Annotated in this window: 17 protein-coding genes, 1 tRNA gene and 1 other annotated feature; of the genes, 13 read left to right on the forward strand and 5 right to left on the reverse strand. The window is 53.7% G+C overall.

Going from position 1 to position 16,875, the window contains the following annotated elements; translation table 11 throughout:
- Window positions 1-49: 49 nt before the first annotated feature.
- From ACK2JC_RS25335 to ACK2JC_RS25365, 7 genes are all read left to right on the forward strand, one after another.
- Entirely contained in the window at window positions 50-2,827 is a 2,778-nt protein-coding gene (locus ACK2JC_RS25335; protein WP_320937634.1) for a sigma 54-interacting transcriptional regulator, read from the forward strand.
- A 139-nt stretch (window positions 2,828-2,966) separates the two neighbouring features.
- The gene (locus ACK2JC_RS25340) at window positions 2,967-3,392 is read left to right on the forward strand and encodes a PTS sugar transporter subunit IIA (RefSeq protein WP_320937635.1); all 426 of its coding nucleotides are present in this window, start codon (window positions 2,967-2,969) and stop codon (window positions 3,390-3,392) included.
- Window positions 3,393-3,413: 21 nt separating this feature from the next.
- Window positions 3,414-4,187 (forward strand): PTS sugar transporter subunit IIC, encoded by a 774-nt coding sequence (locus tag ACK2JC_RS25345; RefSeq protein WP_320937636.1) that lies wholly within the window; start codon window positions 3,414-3,416, stop codon window positions 4,185-4,187.
- The gene (locus tag ACK2JC_RS25350) at window positions 4,174-4,983 is read left to right on the forward strand and encodes a PTS system mannose/fructose/sorbose family transporter subunit IID (protein WP_320937637.1); all 810 of its coding nucleotides are present in this window, start codon (window positions 4,174-4,176) and stop codon (window positions 4,981-4,983) included. The genes ACK2JC_RS25345 and ACK2JC_RS25350 overlap by 14 nt, the downstream gene beginning before the upstream one ends.
- 12 nt (window positions 4,984-4,995) lie before the next feature.
- Window positions 4,996-5,535 carry a PTS sugar transporter subunit IIB gene (locus ACK2JC_RS25355; protein WP_320937638.1) on the forward strand — a complete coding sequence of 180 codons (540 nt, stop codon included), beginning with the start codon at window positions 4,996-4,998 and terminating at the stop codon, window positions 5,533-5,535.
- Window positions 5,532-6,239 (forward strand): SIS domain-containing protein, encoded by a 708-nt coding sequence (locus ACK2JC_RS25360; protein WP_320937639.1) that lies wholly within the window; start codon window positions 5,532-5,534, stop codon window positions 6,237-6,239. The genes ACK2JC_RS25355 and ACK2JC_RS25360 overlap by 4 nt, the downstream gene beginning before the upstream one ends.
- A gap of 14 nt (window positions 6,240-6,253) precedes the next feature.
- Window positions 6,254-6,961 (forward strand): SIS domain-containing protein, encoded by a 708-nt coding sequence (locus ACK2JC_RS25365; RefSeq protein ID WP_320937640.1) that lies wholly within the window; start codon window positions 6,254-6,256, stop codon window positions 6,959-6,961.
- A 100-nt stretch (window positions 6,962-7,061) separates the two neighbouring features.
- Here ACK2JC_RS25365 and ACK2JC_RS25370 read toward each other — a convergent pair whose 3' ends face one another.
- Window positions 7,062-8,630 (reverse strand): sodium:solute symporter family transporter, encoded by a 1,569-nt coding sequence (locus ACK2JC_RS25370; RefSeq protein ID WP_320937641.1) that lies wholly within the window; start codon window positions 8,628-8,630, stop codon window positions 7,062-7,064.
- Between the two features lie 689 nt (window positions 8,631-9,319).
- On the opposite strand from ACK2JC_RS25370, the gene ACK2JC_RS25375 reads away from it, so the two are divergent.
- The 3 genes from ACK2JC_RS25375 (at window position 9,320) to ACK2JC_RS25385 (ending at window position 12,125) form a co-directional block, all read left to right on the forward strand.
- Window positions 9,320-10,204, forward strand: a complete 885-nt coding sequence (locus tag ACK2JC_RS25375; RefSeq protein ID WP_007713223.1) for a cell wall hydrolase — start codon at window positions 9,320-9,322, stop codon at window positions 10,202-10,204.
- A 136-nt stretch (window positions 10,205-10,340) separates the two neighbouring features.
- Entirely contained in the window at window positions 10,341-10,805 is a 465-nt protein-coding gene (locus ACK2JC_RS25380; protein ID WP_320938455.1) for a YhcH/YjgK/YiaL family protein, read from the forward strand.
- Window positions 10,806-10,958: 153 nt separating this feature from the next.
- On the forward strand, window positions 10,959-12,125 hold the full coding sequence (locus tag ACK2JC_RS25385) for a cyclopropane-fatty-acyl-phospholipid synthase family protein (protein ID WP_320938456.1): 1,167 nt from the start codon (window positions 10,959-10,961) through the stop codon (window positions 12,123-12,125).
- Between the two features lie 51 nt (window positions 12,126-12,176).
- On the opposite strand, the gene ACK2JC_RS25390 is transcribed toward ACK2JC_RS25385, so the two are convergent.
- From ACK2JC_RS25390 to ACK2JC_RS25400, 3 genes are all read right to left on the reverse strand, one after another.
- Window positions 12,177-12,249, reverse strand: a tRNA-Ala gene (locus tag ACK2JC_RS25390).
- Window positions 12,250-12,520: 271 nt separating this feature from the next.
- A complete protein-coding gene (locus ACK2JC_RS25395) occupies window positions 12,521-12,739 on the reverse strand; it encodes a helix-turn-helix domain-containing protein (RefSeq protein ID WP_024735029.1) in 219 nt (72 codons plus the stop codon).
- Between the two features lie 285 nt (window positions 12,740-13,024).
- Window positions 13,025-13,996, reverse strand: coding sequence for a bile acid:sodium symporter family protein (locus tag ACK2JC_RS25400; RefSeq protein WP_320936367.1), 972 nt, complete (start codon window positions 13,994-13,996; stop codon window positions 13,025-13,027).
- Between the two features lie 122 nt (window positions 13,997-14,118).
- Window positions 14,119-14,354: a binding site (T-box leader), on the reverse strand.
- 152 nt (window positions 14,355-14,506) lie between these two features.
- Here ACK2JC_RS25400 and ACK2JC_RS25405 point away from each other — a divergent pair.
- The 3 genes from ACK2JC_RS25405 to ACK2JC_RS25415 all read left to right on the forward strand — a co-directional run bounded on the left by ACK2JC_RS25405 (window position 14,507) and on the right by ACK2JC_RS25415 (window position 15,813).
- Complete coding sequence (locus ACK2JC_RS25405) at window positions 14,507-14,986, forward strand: GNAT family N-acetyltransferase (protein ID WP_206197025.1); 480 nt, start codon at window positions 14,507-14,509, stop codon at window positions 14,984-14,986.
- 15 nt (window positions 14,987-15,001) lie between these two features.
- Entirely contained in the window at window positions 15,002-15,511 is a 510-nt protein-coding gene (locus ACK2JC_RS25410; RefSeq protein WP_227170826.1) for a hypothetical protein, read from the forward strand.
- Between the two features lie 152 nt (window positions 15,512-15,663).
- Window positions 15,664-15,813 (forward strand): hypothetical protein, encoded by a 150-nt coding sequence (locus ACK2JC_RS25415; RefSeq protein ID WP_164468337.1) that lies wholly within the window; start codon window positions 15,664-15,666, stop codon window positions 15,811-15,813.
- A gap of 224 nt (window positions 15,814-16,037) precedes the next feature.
- On the opposite strand, the gene ACK2JC_RS25420 is transcribed toward ACK2JC_RS25415, so the two are convergent.
- On the reverse strand, window positions 16,038-16,790 hold the full coding sequence (locus ACK2JC_RS25420; RefSeq protein WP_368275016.1) for a transposase: 753 nt from the start codon (window positions 16,788-16,790) through the stop codon (window positions 16,038-16,040).
- Between the last annotated feature and the right edge of the window lie 85 nt (window positions 16,791-16,875).

Genomic DNA, 16,875 nt, shown 5'->3' on the forward strand with positions numbered 1-16,875 from the left:
ACAAGCGGGGCGGGATATGGTTTACGTGGAACGGCTGGGGGAATAGAAGATGTTGAAAACGCAGAAATTGGTGTATGAACGGATTGTGAGTAATACCCGTGATATCCGGTGGGATCTGCCGGAGGGGCTGACCGCCGGAGAGCTGGCTGGGGAGCTGGGAGCGGGCAGGAATACGGTGAGCCAGTATCTCAACGAGTATGTGGAGCGGGGGGAGTTCGTGAAGATCAAGAGCCGTCCCGTGCTGTTTCTGGACAGAAGGACTCTGGAGGAGCTTTACGGCGTGTCTCTGCCCTGGAGCGTCTACGATACGTTAAAGGCTCTGCGGGACACATTGAAGCCCGGGGAAGCGGAGCAGGTCCAGGGAGAGGCACGGGATTTTGGCAAGCTGATCGGACACAGGGGAAGCCTGGAGGCATGTGTGGAACAGCTCAAATCCGCGATGGCCTATCCGCCGGCCGGTCTGCCCGTGCTGCTCAACGGCGAGTCCGGGATCGGAAAGAGCATGATGGCCCAGCTGATGCACGAATACGGGGTGAACCGGGGGATTCTGAAAGGGGACGCGCCGTTTGTGACCCTGAACTGCTCTGAGTACGCCAACAACCCGGAGCTGATGGCCACCAACCTGTTCGGGCACGTGAAGGGCGCCTACACGGGGGCAGTGGCGGGGAGCGCAGGGCTGCTGCAGGCTGCTGACGGAGGGGTGCTGTTCCTGGACGAGGTCCACTGCCTGCGGCCTGAGTGTCAGGAAAAATTGTTCCTGTTTATGGACAAGGGCATTTACCACCGTATGGGGGACAACGTGAACTGGCACAGCTCTAAAGTGCGCCTGATATTCGCCACCACGGAAGAGCCGGAAAAGGTGTTGGTAAAAACCCTGCTCAGGCGCATTCCTTTGATCTGCCATATACCGTCCATAGCAGAGCGCCCGGCGGATGAGCGGCATGAGCTGATCTGCCGCCTGTTCCGGGAAGAGATGCGTACCACGGGAAGGCAGTTTTACATTAGCCGTCGGGTATATCACCTGTTGATGACTGCGAATTTCGACGGAAACATCGGAGAGATCAAGAACTGTGTCCGTGCATGCTGCGCCAATGCGTTTCTGGCATGGCAGAGCGGGGATGGGAGGGAGAATAAAGGGCCTCTCTGTATCCGCCTTTCCAGTCTGCCGGAAAGCCTTCTTTTGTCCGCAGGGGAACCCTATGGAGAGGCACTTGAGGAGGACGGTCTGATTTCCCTGGAGGAGCTGGACCGGAAATTCCGGGCGGAGCGCAGCGAAAACAGCGTCTACGCTCAGCTGCTCCGGGAATATCAGGCCTATCTGGAGCGCGGCAGGGATTTCTCACGTCTGTTGGAGATTATGCTGTCCCGTCTGGAGGGATATTACGACAGGCTGTCCTATGCGGAGGGGGTGTTGACAACGCCCCGTTACCGCCTGTTTGAGAGCCTGATGGAGAGTGTGAGCAGTCTTCTAGCGGGAAAGTATTCGTTGGCCCTTCACAGCCGGGAGAGCCGTTTTCTGGCAATGCATTTTTATAACCGTTCTCTGGCCGGCAGAGAGGAAGACTCTGGACGCCTTTCCAGGGCATTGGACGGCCTGATGGAAGAAAAGCTGCGCAAGGAACGGTCCATTTCCCAGGAAATCTGCGAATTTTTGGAAAAAAATATCGGCATTACTACCGGAAATATGGACAGGGTATTTCTAACGCTGGCAGTCAAGTCCAATCTGCGGGATGTGGATCTGGACAAGGCCCAGTGCTTTATCCTCTGCCACGGCCACTCTGCCGCCGGCAGCATGGCCGCCGCTGCCAACGCCATTCTGGGCGCTTACGTATACGATGCCGTGGACATGCCTCTGGCGGTTCCGGCGGAGCAGGTGATCGCCAATCTGCTGGGACGGCTTAAAAAGCTGCGAGGCTGCACGGAATTTGTGTTCCTGGTGGATCTGGGGTCTTTGGAGCAGATATTCGAGCGGGTGCGGGACCTGGATAATGCGGATGTGGGATTCGCAGATAACGTGTCCCTGGGGCTGGCGCTGGAGCTGGGACGCCGTCTGCTGGCGGGGGAACCCCTTGAACCGGCGCTGGAGGCCGCGGCGGCAGCTGGCCGCTCAAATTGCCGTATAGCCTGCAACCGTAAAAAGGAAGATGTGATTCTGGCGGTATGCGCTACCGGGCTGGAGATGGCCACAAAGATTACCCGGCTTTTGGAAAATTGTCTGCCCCGCCCTATTCCTGCGTCCATCCGTACCTATGATTACGCCGGACTGGTGGAGGAGGGGCTTCAGGCGCCTGTGTTCGCCCAGTATCATGTGAAATTTATTATTGGGACTCTGGATACCCAAATACCTTCAGTTCCCTTTATCAGCCTGGATCAGCTGGTCTCCTCCCAGGACGTGGGGCTTTTGGGGCGGCTCTTTTCCGATTATTATACCCCGGATGAGATCCAGGCGCTGGAGCAGAATTTGATTCACCAGTTCTCACTACAGAATATCCTGGACTACCTGACTATCCTGAATGCGGAAAAGGTGTTAAGCCTGGTTAGCGATGCCCTTGAGCAGCTTCAGCGCCGGGTGGGATATTCCTTTTCCAAACAGACGGTTACCGGCCTTTATCTACATCTTTGCTGCCTGATCGAGCGTCTTGTGCTGCGCAGGGATACGGCAGAGGAGGCTGGAATCGACAGATTTATCGACAGACACGGAGATTTTGTGGTGAATGTGAAAAATTGCTTTTCTGTCGTAGAATCCTACTATTCTGTCGAGATTCCGGTGGCAGAGATCCGCTACATCTACGACTACGTAAAAGCGGACCGAAATTTGGATGAGTGAGATGAGGATAATTTGACCAAATATACAAGAGGAAAGTTGGCTCTTTTGCATAAAAAAGAGTTGATTTTTCTCTTTTTTTGTAGATTGGCACAGAACTTGCATTATAAATTGGCAGAAGTACAGAGAGGAGGTGAAGGGATTGTATCATATTCTGATCATATCCCATGGGGGGATTGCAGAGGCCTACCGGGAGACGATCCGCATGATTTCCGGGGAGACAGACGGAATCGGAGCGGTGGGAATCATGGGTGGTGAATCCAAACAGGACTTTGCGCTGCGGCTGGAGCGGGAGGTTAAACGGCTGTTGACGCCGGACGGTCTTCTGATCGCAGCGGATTTGTTCGGAGGCACGCCTTGTAATTTGGTGATTGCGGAGATTCTTGCCCGCTACAGCGGAATCCGGGCAGTTTCCGGGGTGAATCTGCCCATGGTATTAGAGGCACTGACCCACCAGCGCGGAAGCCTTTCCCAGGCCGTGGAGGCGGTGATGGAGGCGGGGCACGGAGGTATCCGGGATATCAATCTGGAGGCGGCCAGCCTGATTGTAAACAGCGAGGACGAGTGAGAGAGAAAAGGAGGTTAGGGTATGGAGATTGCAGTATGGCAGATTTTTGTGTTGACGGTGTATGCGTTTTTTGCGGTCTATGATCAGTTTCATTTCGATCTAGGGTTAAATCGACCGCTGATCGCAGGATGGTTTACCGGTCTGGTCATGGGGGACATGACGCTGGGACTGGCTATCGGAGCCACCCTTCAGCTGATGATACTGGGGGTGTCCAGCTACGGCGGCTCCGTGGTGCCAGACTATATGGGAGCCGCGGTGATCGGTACGGCCCTCTGTGTGGTAGCGGGGGAGGACATGGGATTTGGCATGGGATTGGCAGTCCCGGTGGGACTTCTGATGGTACAGCTGGATATTCTGGGCAGAATGTGCAATACCTTTATCCAGCACAAAGCGGACCGGTACGCCAAGGAGGGAGATCTGAAAAAAATTGAGATAATCAACCTGATGGGCAATTTAAACTGGGGCCTTTCACGGGCGATTCCGGTGGCCGTGTTCCTTACCTTCGGCACCGAGATTACCCAGACAGTTCTGAATTTCCTGCCGGTCTGGCTGATGGACGGACTCAAGATAGCGGGAGGGCTGCTCCCGGCAGTTGGAATCGCGATTCTGCTGCGCTATCTGCCGGTTCGGAAATATTATGCGTATCTTTTGATTGGCTTTCTGTTCGCAGCGTACTTAAAGGTGCCTATGCTGGGAATCGCCATTGCGGGTGCAGCGCTGGCATCCATCGCATACAGAAGAGCTGAGACGGTACAGCCGTCCGTATTGACGGGAGGGGTGGATGAAGATGAGTAAGGAGACAGGAAAAATCACTAAAAAGGATCTAATGAGTGTGATATGGCGATGGTCGCTGGCAGGACAGAGCGCGTGGAACTATGAAAAAATGCAGGGACTGGGCTACTGCTTCAGCATGCTGCCGGTGCTGCGTAAGTTGTACCCGGATCAGGAAGATATGAAGAAGGCGCTGAACACTCACCTTCAGTTTATGAATACCAACGGCATTTTGCTGCCCATCATATTCGGCATCGACATTGCCATGGAGGAATCCGGGGGCGTGGATTCCCTGGAGACGGTATCAGCGGTCAAGACCAGCCTGATGGGGCCGCTGGCAGGGGTGGGAGATACCATTTTCCACGTGATTGCTCAGGTGATTATCTTTTCCGTGGGCGCTTACCTGGCTCTTCAGGGGAATCCGGCGGGGGTATTCGCCTTTATGCTGTGGGCGGTGGTCCGTCAGCTGATCAAACAGAAGCTGATGGTGATTTCCTACCGGGAGGGCACCAAAATGGTTACTTCCATGAGCGGGACCATGAACCGGATCACGGAGGCGGCCAGCATATTGGGACTGACCGTAGTGGGCGCTCTGGTGCCGTCAGTGGTAAAGGCAAACGTACCCTATGTGTTCCAGTCCGGCGAGGTGACCCTGGTGATGCAGGAGATACTGGATAAGATCATGCCGTCCTTTATCCCGGTGCTGGTGGTGCTTCTGGTCTACTGGCTGCTGGGCAAGGAGAAGGTGACGAGCACTAAGGCAATTTTCATGATCATCGGACTGTCGGTGGTGTTAAGCGCCCTGGGAATTTTGGGATAGGAGGCATTATAGATGAATTTCAGAGGAATTGTGCACGCCCGGATCGACGACCGTCTGATTCATGGCCAGGTGGCGGTGTTCTGGTGCAACTATCTGGGTGTTTCCCGGATTATGGTGGCCAACGACGAGGTGGCTGGGGACGAGATGCGAAAGGCTGCCCTGCGGTTGGTGGTTCCCGCCGGACTTCGTTCCTCCATCATTTCGGTGGATAACGCGGCCAATAACATCTGTGCTGGGAAATATGAGGGACAGAAGGTGCTGCTGATCGCCCGGTCTCCCGTGGATATTCTCCGTCTGGTGAAGGCGGGGGTGAAGCTGGAGCAGGTAAACGCCGGAAATTTGTCCAGCAGGCAGAATACAGTTTGCGTTAAGAAGTATATCAATGTAACGCCGGAGGAGCTGGAGGCGTTTTTAGAGCTGAACCGGCGGGGGATCAGGCTGACGGCAAAGCTGGTGCCTGACAGCCAGGAGGAAGATCTGATGGAGTATCTGAAAAAAGCAGGGGGCCCGGGTTTTGAGCAGGTTCCCCGGTGTGAAGGAGGAAAGGAATGAGTTACGAACTGTTTTTTGATGAGGTTGCGAAAATGTTCCGGGAGATCCGCAGGACGGAGGGAGAGCACATCCACCAGGCGGCCGGGCTGATTGCGGAGAGCATTATGAAGGGGGGCGTGGTGCAGGTGTTCGGCAACGGACACTCCTACGTGGGGGCTTCAGACCTGTTGGAGCGGGCTGGAGGTCTCGTCCCAGTGAAATCTATGGGGCCAGTGGAATACAATCCCTATGAAAAGCTGGAAGGCGTGGGAACAATCATGATGGAGAAAGTGGAGATCCGGCCGGAGGATGTGTGCCTGATCAACACTCATGCGGGTCGAAATCCCCTTGGCGTGGAGGTGGCCATGAAAATTAAGGAGGCGGGGGTTCCGCTGATTGTGGTAACAGCCTGTGAGTCCTCTATGCAGTTGACCTCCACCCATTCCAGCGGAAAAATGGTCCGGGATTTCGCGGACGTAATTTTGGATACCAAGGGCGTATACGGGGATGCGGCAATCCAACTGGCAGGCATGCCGACCAAGGTCTGTGCAACCTCCACAGCCGCCGCGTCCTTACTGATCCAGTGTACGGTGCTGGAGGCGGTGGAGCTAATGTTGAATCGGGGATTTAAGCCGCCCATTTACCGCAGCTATAATGTGGACGGAGGCCGGGAAGTAAACCAGGCGCTGGTGGAACAGTATGCGCACCGAATTTTTCACAAATAGAAAGAGGGGAGATTATGGGATACGAAGGTTTTATTGACATTGTGGAGAAGCAGCTGGCAGATTTGAGAGAATCCCAAGGGGAAACGGTGAAGGCCGCGGCCAGGCTGATCGCGGAGAGCATTATGAAGGGTGGCATCGTGCAGTCCTTCGGAAGTGGGCATTCCCGGGTAGGCTCCTCGGAGTTCTGTATCCGCGCAGGCGGACTGATTCCAGCTAAAGAAATGTATTTTCCCAATAGCACCAAATACGAGATGGTGGAGGGGGTGGGAACACGCTTTATGGAGCACGCGGATATCCGGCCTGAGGACGTGTTCGTGGTAACGTCTTTTTCAGGACGGAATCCGCTGTCCATCGAAGTGGCGATGTGCGCAAAGGAAAAGGGGGTGAAGGTCATCGCCATCACTTCCGTGGAAAATTCCAGAAAGCTTTCATCCAGACATTCTTCTGGCAGACACCTTTATGATCTGGCGGATGTGGTGCTGGATATCAAAGGGGAGTTCGGGGACGCAGCGGTGTCTTTACCTGGCCTGGAGGAGAAGGTCTGTGCCACTTCCACCATTACCACCACCGTTTTGACGGTGAGCACAGTGCTGGAGGCTATTTCTATCATGCTGGAAGCAGGCTTTGTTCCACCGGTATATATGAGCTCCAACGTGGACGGAGGCCCTGAGTACAATGAACGTCTGGTGAGAGAGTATTCGGGGAGACTATTTCGGGTATAGCGGTAATTTACAGATAGATAACTATAACAAAAGCCCCGGCTAAAGGCTGTTGCCGATTTTAATTGGCGACTATCCATAGCCGGGGCTTTTACATATTAATCTACCGTTTCCTCCTCCGAAACGCCGGCGAATCAAAGTCCTTATCCTCCGGCAGAACCTTCCTCGTGGTAGCCTCCACCAAATCATTATAGCAGGAGAACACCCCGTCCGTCAGCCCCTGGGAAAGTTTGGGGGTGATCAGGGATACCAGGGGCACGGCGATCAGTCCGGCCACCATGGCGATTGCGCCCGCGTTGATGGGCGAGGCTATATAATGAAGGAACAGGTTCGACACCGTGATCCCCACGCCGATGAGGAAGCTGAACCAGACGGAGGCCCGGGTCACGCCTTTCCAGTACAAACCGTAGAGGAAGGGGGCCAGGAAAGCTCCGGCCAGAGCGCCCCAGGAGATTCCCATGAGCTGGGCGATAAAGTCCGGGGGATCCAGGGCCAGCACCACGCTGATCACAATGAATACCAGAATCAGACCCTGCATCAGGATTAACTGGGTCTTGTCCTTCATATTTTTAATCAGGTTTCCCTTGATGAAATCCAGGGCCAGGGTGGAGCTGGAGGTCAGCACCAGGGAGGACAGCGTGGACATGGAGGCGGAGAGCACCAGCATGACCACGATTCCGATTAACAGGTCCGGCAGGCCGGAGAGCATGGCCGGGATAACGGAATCGTAAGCCACGCCTCCCGCCGCGTTGTACACGGCCGGGCCGTCGAACAGCCGGCCGAAGCCGCCCAGGAAATAGCTTCCTCCGGAGATCACGATGGCGAATACGGTGGAGATCACCGTGCCGGTGGCGATGGCTTTCTCACTGCGGATGGTATAAAACTTGTGGATCATCTGCGGGAGTCCCCAGGTACCCAGGGAGGTCAGAATGACCACGCCCAGCAGATTTAAGGGGTCAGGGCCGAAAAACGAGGTGTACGCGCCGGGCTGCCCCAGGGTGGCAGGCACCTCGCTGGGAATCTGGGCCAGCTTTCCCACCGCGGCGGTGAAGCCGCCCTGGCCGTTCAATACGCTGGCGATAATGGCAACGATCCCGGCCAGCATGATAATTCCCTGGATAAAATCATTGATGGCCGTCGCCATGTATCCGCCCAGGATCACGTAGACCGCGGTGAGACAGGCCATGGCCACCACGCAGGCCGTGTAGGGCACGTCGAAGGCCATCCCGAACAGCCGGGACAGGCCGTTGTACACGGAAGCCGTGTAGGGGATGAGGAACACGAAAATGATGGCCGAGGCTACGATTTTCAGCGCCTTGCTGTCAAACCGGCTCCCGAAAAACTCCGGCATGGTGGAGGCGGACAAATGCTTTGTCATCACGCGGGTGCGCCTTCCCAGCACCACCCAGGCTAACAGGCTTCCGATCAGGGCGTTGCCCAGGCCGATCCAGGTGGAGGCCAGCCCGTATTTCCAGCCGAACTGTCCGGCGTAGCCGATGAACACTACCGCGGAAAAGTAGGATGTCCCGTAGGCGAAGGCCGTGAGCCAGGGCCCAACGCCCCGGCCGCCCAACACGAAATCGTTCACGTTGGTGGCGTGCCGGCGGGAGCAGAAGCCGACAATGATCATGATGGAAAAGAAAATGACGAGCAGCATAATTTTGATCAACATGGAAGGTTCCTCCTGTGTTTCACCCGGCCTCCGGGGAGAAAATCCGTTGGCCTGTTTTGATAACTTTAATAATTAAAAGTTCTGAACTTTAATGTACCAAAGTATTCGCTCCAAGTCAAACACTTTTCAATGAGGAATCCACATTTTGGAATAAGTGCACAAAATATATGACAAAATTTTGACGGATCCATCACCAGGGCAGATTTGATCGGAGGCACGGAAAATCAGCAGAACCGCCCGTCCATTTTTATGAAAAAATGCCCAAAGTGGGGGATGCGCACTTTTTGAACGACAGAATATGACAGGAAAAAGCAGGAACTAAAATGTAAAATATATACTATTTTAGTAAAAACAAGTTGACATAAATTTAATTACAGAAAAAGTAAAAAATATACATCGATTAAAAATTAATAATAATGTAACATTATTGTAAAATATCAATGGCAAAAATGCATGATATATGGCAATAAAACTAAATAAAATATATTGCAAATATACAATAAAGCCAGGGGGATAAAAAACGTTGCGGAAAAATGTAACAAATATATTAAATCACCATTGACAGCACGGGATCAAATCCCATATAATTACCCATACATCCCCGGAAAATGAGGTAAAAGTGGGAGAAAGCCCACAATTAAGGAAAGCGAGAAATAAGAAATTTCGACTTTCAGGAAAGAGGAGTATGTATGCTGATATTGCGTTCATTCTTTGAGTCCGTATTTCTGTTTGTGAAGTCCCTTGCAGTCAAGGTGACCAAACAGATGTACCGCTCCTCCTCCGTGATCGTCACCGGAGTTATGGTGGTAGCCGTGATCTCTTTTTCAGCCAATGGATTTGGCGGCAGCGGTAAAAACGCCATGGCGGCCCCTGTTATAGAAGAAAACGGTGACAGCGAAGCGGAAGCAGAGGAAGAACCTGCGGACCAGGGAATCACAGGTAGCACAGAAGCAAAAATACAAATCGGACTCACAGACGCGGGTAGTGTCGGACAGCAATTAGTTGGCGACCTGCTTGTGCAGAGCGTCCGACAAAAGCAGGAGGAGGAGAGAGCCGCCCAGGCGGAGATCGAAGCCCTCAAAAAACAGATTTTAAAGCAGCAGCAAGAAGAGAGAGCGCGCAGAGAAGCGGAGGAAGCAAAAAAGAAGGCGGAGGCGGCAAAGCGTGAGGCGGAAGAGAAGCGCAGAGCGGCCAGGCGCATCAAGTACACGGAGGAAGATTACCAGGTACTGTTGCGCATTGTCCAGGCCGAAGCCGGAATCTGCGATGCGCGCGGAAAAATACTGGTGGCAGATGTGATCATCAACCGGGTGCTGTCGGACGAATTTCCGGACAGCGTGACCGAGGTGGTCTATGCCCCATCCCAGTTCCAGCCGGTATCCAACGGGAGCATCAATTCCGTGAAGGTGACGGCGGAGACCATCGAGTGTGTGAACCGTGCCCTGGACGGAGAGGATTACTCCCAGGGAGCCCTGTTTTTTATGAACCGCAAGGGTTCGGGCAGCGCGGCCTCGTGGTTTGACCGCCACCTGGACTATCTGTTCGCCCATGACGGCCACGAATTTTTTAAATAGTGTCCCTCTATATTAATGTGGGAACGTGATTTTTTGAATCCGGGGATTGAGTTTGTCCGTGGTTTGGGTGTATACTAGATGTGGTCCGGGGCGGGAAAATGTTTTCGGGCACATGGGATAAAGGAGAATTGGGACGATGATTTTTGATGAGAAGAAGAACCTGGATTTTTACAAGAACTTAGGAATCGAAGGCAGATATGCCAAGGCGGTCGCATTTTTGCAGAATACCGACTTAAAGGCACTGGAGCCGGGCAAGTACGAGATCGACGGCAAGGACGTCTACGCCAACGTGACCGCTTACACCACGATTCCCTGGGACGAGGCCAAGTATGAGGCTCATGAGCACTACACCGACATCCAGTACGTGATCGAGGGCAGCGAGATCATGACCTACGCGCCGGTTCACGAGATGACGGTGAAAACTCCCTACAATCCGGACAAGGATGTGGTGTTCTTTGAGAATTCCACTCCCGGCCTTCAGATTGTGGCAGGCCCCGACCAGTATCTGATTTTCAATCCATGGGATGCACATAAGCCAAAGGCCATGAACGGCCAGCAGGCTCCGATCAAGAAAGTGATCGTTAAAATTAAAGAGGATTAAGGAACATAGGAGATGCCGCCGGCGCGCGTTATGCGAACCGGCGGCGTTTTGATGCCGTATAATCCATCCCACATCTGGAAACAATAGGAAAAGAGACAGCGCCTTCCGCTGCGAATGGCCGCTGCAAAACAGATTGAGAGGATGGAGATTGCAATGTTGATAAAAGAGCGCGCCATGGTGCATTTTTTCGACCGGTTCACGGATCACCCCTTTGTGATCCGGATGGACGGGCATGAGGACAAGATCGGGGAGGGGACGCCGGCTTTTGTGGTGAACCTGAAGCGCCAGATTCCGGTGAAGGAGCTGGCGTCCAGCACCTCCCTGGCTCTGGGCGAGGCCTATATGCGGGGAGACCTGGAGATCGAGGGGGATTTATACCAGGCCCTGGACCATTTTCTGGGGCAGATGAGCCGGTTTGAGGCGGGAGCCCCGGCGTTAAAGAAGCTGCTGTTCACGTCCAGCTCCAAAAAGAACCAGCAGAAGGAGGTCTGTTCCCACTACGACATCGGCAACGATTTCTACCGCCTGTGGCTGGACGAGACTATGAACTATTCCTGCGCTTATTTCAAAAGCCCGGAGGACAGCCTGTACCAGGCCCAGGTGAACAAGACCGACTACATCCTGGAAAAGCTGGCCTTGAAGGAGGGCATGAGCCTGCTTGACATCGGCTGCGGCTGGGGCTTTTTGATCCTGCGGGCCGCGAAGCGGTACGGGGTGAAGGCCACCGGCATCACCCTGAGCCGGGAACAGTACGAGGGCTGTAAAGAGCGCATCCGCCGGGAAGGTCTGGAGGACCTGGTCCGGGTGGAGCTTCTGGACTACCGGGATGTGGAGCGCCTGGAAACCGCCTTTGACCGGGTGGTCAGCGTGGGCATGGTGGAACATGTGGGGCGGGACAATTACGAGCAGTTTATCCGCTGTGTGGAACGGGCCTTAAAGCCGGGAGGCGTATTCCTGCTCCATTTTATCAGCAGCCTTCAGGAGCACGCCGGAGACCCCTGGATCAAGAAATATATTTTCCCCGGCGGCGTGGTTCCCAGCCTGCGGGAGATGGTCTACTATCTGGGAGAGCAGAATTTCCATGTGCTTGACGTGGAAAACCTGCGCAACCACTACAACCGCACCCTGCTGTGCTGGGCGGACAACTTCCGGGCCCACAAGGAGGAGGTGCGGACCATGTTCGACGAGGAGTTCGTCCGCATGTGGGAGCTGTACCTGTGCTCCTGCGCGGCCACCTTCCACAACGGGGTGATCGACCTGCATCAGGTATTGGCCACAAAAGGCGTGAATAATGATCTGCCCCTGGTGCGGTGGTATTAATTCAAAAAATACAGCAAAAAAGCCATCCGCAATGGATGGCTTGTCTCTCAATGGAGCATACGGGATTCGAACCCGTGACCTCCACACTGCCAGTGTGGCGCGCTCCCAGCTGCGCTAATGCCCCGAACGAAAAGTAGTATAGCATAAAAATTCTCATCTGTGAAGAGGTAAATTGAAAAAAATTTAAAAAATTTTCCAAAAGGGGTTGGAAATGATTTCCAAAACCTTTGAAGCCCTTGCGGTTGAGAGTATTTTCAGGTATCGTAAAAATATTTCCCAGCCGCTTATTTCCGGCGGAGACTGCGCGGGGGCATAAACGTTATTCTGTAATAGGGAAGTGCGTCCGAATTCAAAAAAAAGAAACCTGCGCGAACAGAGGCTTCGGGGTGGAGCGTTTATAATTTTTGATCTCTGTCCGACGGCGTGTAACGCATCACTTCCTGAATATCGCAGTTGAGAATACGACAGAGGTCGTTGATGGTGGTGGTATTGATGGGTTTATCGTTGCGCAGGCGATCAATGGTGGAGCTGGAAATGTGGTGCTTGTAAATCAGCGTGTACGTGGATTCTTCGGACTCCTTCAAGGTTCGCCAGAATGGCTCATATGTAATCACACAGGTTCTCCTCTTCTGGTCAGGATATATAATAGCATAGAATGTAGTTGTAATCCTGACCATAGTCGAAAGGACGACTATATAATAGAAGAACGTCCGAGAATGCGAAATTCCCGGAATAACATGCCGCCAGGGCTTAATAAGAGAACAATATCCCGCAGGCTGCGGCAGCAGCCCGCCGCATTCAATCAAAAGACCGCCCGCCGCACAGTCAATCCACTGTGCGGCGGGCGGTCTTTCAGTTGAATGCGATGGGCCGGGTCGGAAACCGGTGTTTCAGGCGGTTTAGCAGGAGACTGCCTTTCCGGCTTTGCTCCCGTCGGTCTGGGCGGTGCGGGCGTAGAGGTTGGCCAGCACGGCCCCGGAAATGTTGTGCCACACGCTGAACACCGCGCCGGGGATGGTCGCCAGCGGGTAGGCGGCAAAGTGGGTGGCGGCCAGGGAGGTGGCCAGGCCGGAGTTCTGCATGCCCACCTCGATGGAGATCGCCCGGCATTTGGCAGGCTCCAGTTTTAACAGCTTGCCTACGCTGTAGCCGGTGGCGTAACCCAGCACATTGTGCAGGATCACCACGCCCACGATCAGCAGTCCGCTGGTCAGGATTTTGGCGGAGTTCGCGCTGACGACCGCCGCCACAATGGCAACGATGGCCGTGGTGGAAATCAGGGGCAGGATGTCCACCACCTGCTGGGTGAAGCGGGAGAAGAAATGGTTGATCACGAAACCGGCCGCGATGGGTACGATCACCACCTTGATAATGGACATAAACATGCTGACCATATTCACATCCACCTTGGTGCCCGCGTACACGTAGGTCAGAAGGGGGGTGAGGAAGGGCGCCAGCACGGTGGACACCGCGGTCATGCCCACGGACAAGGGAACATCGCCCTTGGAGAGGTAGGTCATAACGTTGGAGGAGGTGCCGCCGGGGCAGGTTCCCACCAGGATGACGCCGATTGCCAGCTCCGGCGGCAGCTGGAAGAGTTTAGTCAGCAGAAATGCCAGCAGGGGCATCAGGGTGAACTGTGCGATAGAGCCGATGATCACGTCCTTGGGACGGGAAAATACCACCTTGAAGTCGCCGGGCTTTAAGGTAAGGCCCATGCCGAACATGACGATTCCCAGCAGCGTGTTCACGTAGGAGGTCTTGATAAAGCTGACCGTCCCGGGGGCCAGGAGGGCCAGGGCCGCCACGGCGATCACAATGACGGCCATGTACCTTCCGAAGAGATTGCTGAGTTTTTTCAGTGCGTTCATAATTTGTTTCTCCTTTCAGTTTCCCTTGATTTGCCGCAGCAGACGGGCGGAGAGGGGGAGAGCCGGGGGGTCCCGGCCCATTGCATTCAACAAAAAACGCCTCTGTCCCTCATATTCTGAGAGACAAAGGCGCTTGATTCCTCTGCGGTACCACTCTGATTGCTGCCAAAGGCAGCCACTTAGCCACATCCAACAATGTGTGACGGTGTAACGGCCGCCAACCGTCCGGACTTACAGGAAAACCGTTCAGTCCGAAAGCTCAGGGGTGATTTTCACCGGATTCTCCTGCTGCCTTCCACCTGCCGGCAGCTCTCTGTAAGGAGGCGGTCCGAATACTTTTCCCCGTCATAGCCTGCTGTAGCTGTTCAATTTGTTGCGGTTATTTTACCGCGTTAATCGGAAAAAGTCAATTTAAATTTTGCACAATTTTGCAGGATAAATTTCAGCGCTGTTTGCCAAAGCGGCATGGGGATGGTATAATAGACACCTATAAACGACGGAGGGATAACCATGGAGATAAGGTACAAAAAAGCGGATATAAGAGATTTGCACGAGTTGGTGCGTTCGCGTCTGATGGTCCTTCGGGCGGCCAACGGACTGGATGAAGGGGCGGAACTTCCGGAGGTGGAGTCCGAATCTGACGCGTATTACCGGCGGGCCCTGGCGGACGGGAGCCATGTGGCCTATCTGGCCTATGACGGCGACGTGCTGATCGGAACCGGGGGCGTGAGTTTTTTTCAGGTGCTGCCCACCTGTCACAATCCCAGCGGACAAAAGGCATATATTATGAACATGTACACAGAACCCGGCTACCGCAGGCGGGGGATCGCCCGCCGCATGGTGGAGCTTCTGGTGGCGGAATCCGTGGGCCGCGGCGTGGTGCGGATTTCCCTGGAGGCCACCAAAATGGGGAGGCCCCTCTACGCGGCCTGCGGTTTTGTGCCGCTGCCGGATGAGATGGAGCTGGCGGAGGAACGGATCGGGCGATAAAGGGAGGGAGAACAGATGGGCAGAAAAAGGAAAATGAACGGGATGGCACTCTTTATGTATCTGTTTGGCGGAATCTGGGCCGCAGTGGGAACCATCTTTCTGGTGGCAGGGCTCGTGGGATTTCTGAACGCGGATTCGCAGCCGGCGGCGCCGGTCTTTATGAACCTGCTGTTTACAGGCCTTGGCGGCCTGTTTGCGGCGATTGGATACACCATTGTACTGTTTCAGATATTCCGCGCCCGCAGAAAAAAGAATCTGCTTGAAAATGGACGCCGCGTCTATGCGGAGCTGGGGGAGATCTATCAGGACACTTCCGTCTCGGTGAACGGGCGATACCTGTGGAGGGTGAGCTGCCGGTATATGGACGAGCGCGGCACCATGCACATATTCCGCAGCGACGGGCTGAATTTCGATCCCAGCGGGCTTTTGACCGGGCTGCAGATTCCGGTGTACCTGGAGGAAGGCAGGCCGGATCACTACGCGGTGGATCTGGACGCCGTGCTGCCCAGGATCGAAATCCATTGACGGGCTCTCCGGGCGGCCGCGCCCTTTAAGGAAAATGTAAGGTTGTGTAACCAAAAAGGACTTGCTTTTTTTGGCAAAGTTTGTATAATGGGAAACGGACTAAGGGTAAGCAACTCAAAGGTGAGGCTTATGCATCCAGGAGGCAGAAGTGTATGAGAATCCGTAAAATACTGGGCGGCGTCGCCTGGTTCATGCTGGCGGCAGGGTTGGTTTTATTCAACGCCGTGGCAGCGGACGCACAGGTTACGGAACCGTATGAGGTTCAGGATACCGTGTGCCGGACATCTTGTGAAACCCCATGATGTCAGAGCTTGAAATGCAGTTGGGAGCGCAGAGATTGCGCTCCCGATTTTTTACTTTATAGGAAACTTCTCAAATCAGCGAAGATGGTGTATAATAGATTGGAAATAAAAAAGGCATAGCAAAAGAGCGAAGGTGTGACTTCGCCATGACGTTGTCTATGTATTTTTTGTTTTTGGTTTAGGCTGCACTATCTGACGGTAGAGAAAGAATAGGGCATATGGAACTATCCATATCCCATAACCTTTCGATAGCGTTCAAATAGTGCAGTTTTTTTGTGGTAAACTTCTAAAACCAACATAGAAGTGCCACACTCCGGGCATCTGAGCGGATCATAGCCAAAGGTCAGAAGAATCAAATTCCGCCAATCTAGGAGCTTAGAAAGATAATGCTGCTTCTGCTTGGATAAACATTTCCGGAGATTTTTTTCCTGTTTGTGGTGCTTTGCATAAATGCCGTAGTAGCGGACCATTTTAAAATGCTTGTCAGGGATATGCAGGATCAGGCGTTTGATAAAGTCAATGGCGGGGATGCATTCTGTGATCGTTTTATGGTCCTCATGTCGCTGATAATGGAACGTCACAGAATCCCCGTCATAGGCATCCATCCTGGAAGTGGCAATGACAGGCCGTCCAAGGTATCTGCTGATGTATTTAATGGTGATATCAGGAGAACACAAATTAGGTTTGGCTCTCACATAAAAGCCTTCGGGATGGTCTTTGTAGATTTGATTTTTAAGCTTCTTAAAAGGCGGTCCCAGTTTAAGAGAGAGCTGATCCAAAAGGACTTTCCGAAAAGCCAGGCGCAGGAAATCATAATCAAAATGGGGATTGGGTCGCCAGGGAGTAATGTTGCCAGCACCGCCTTCCGAAATCAGGGCATGGATGTGAGGATTCCACTTTAAATCTCTACCGAAGGTATGAAGGACGCAGATAAAACCAGGAGTAAAGAGTTCGGACTTATTCATCTTGAAGAACATGCGTAGGACGACATCCCTGACAGAATGGAACAGGCAGTTAAGGAGTGAGTGGTCCTTAAGAAAGAAGATGCGCAGTTCCTCAGGA

The sequence above is a fragment of the Enterocloster lavalensis genome (genome assembly GCF_046603895.1).
Taxonomy (GTDB): domain Bacteria; phylum Bacillota; class Clostridia; order Lachnospirales; family Lachnospiraceae; genus Enterocloster; species Enterocloster lavalensis.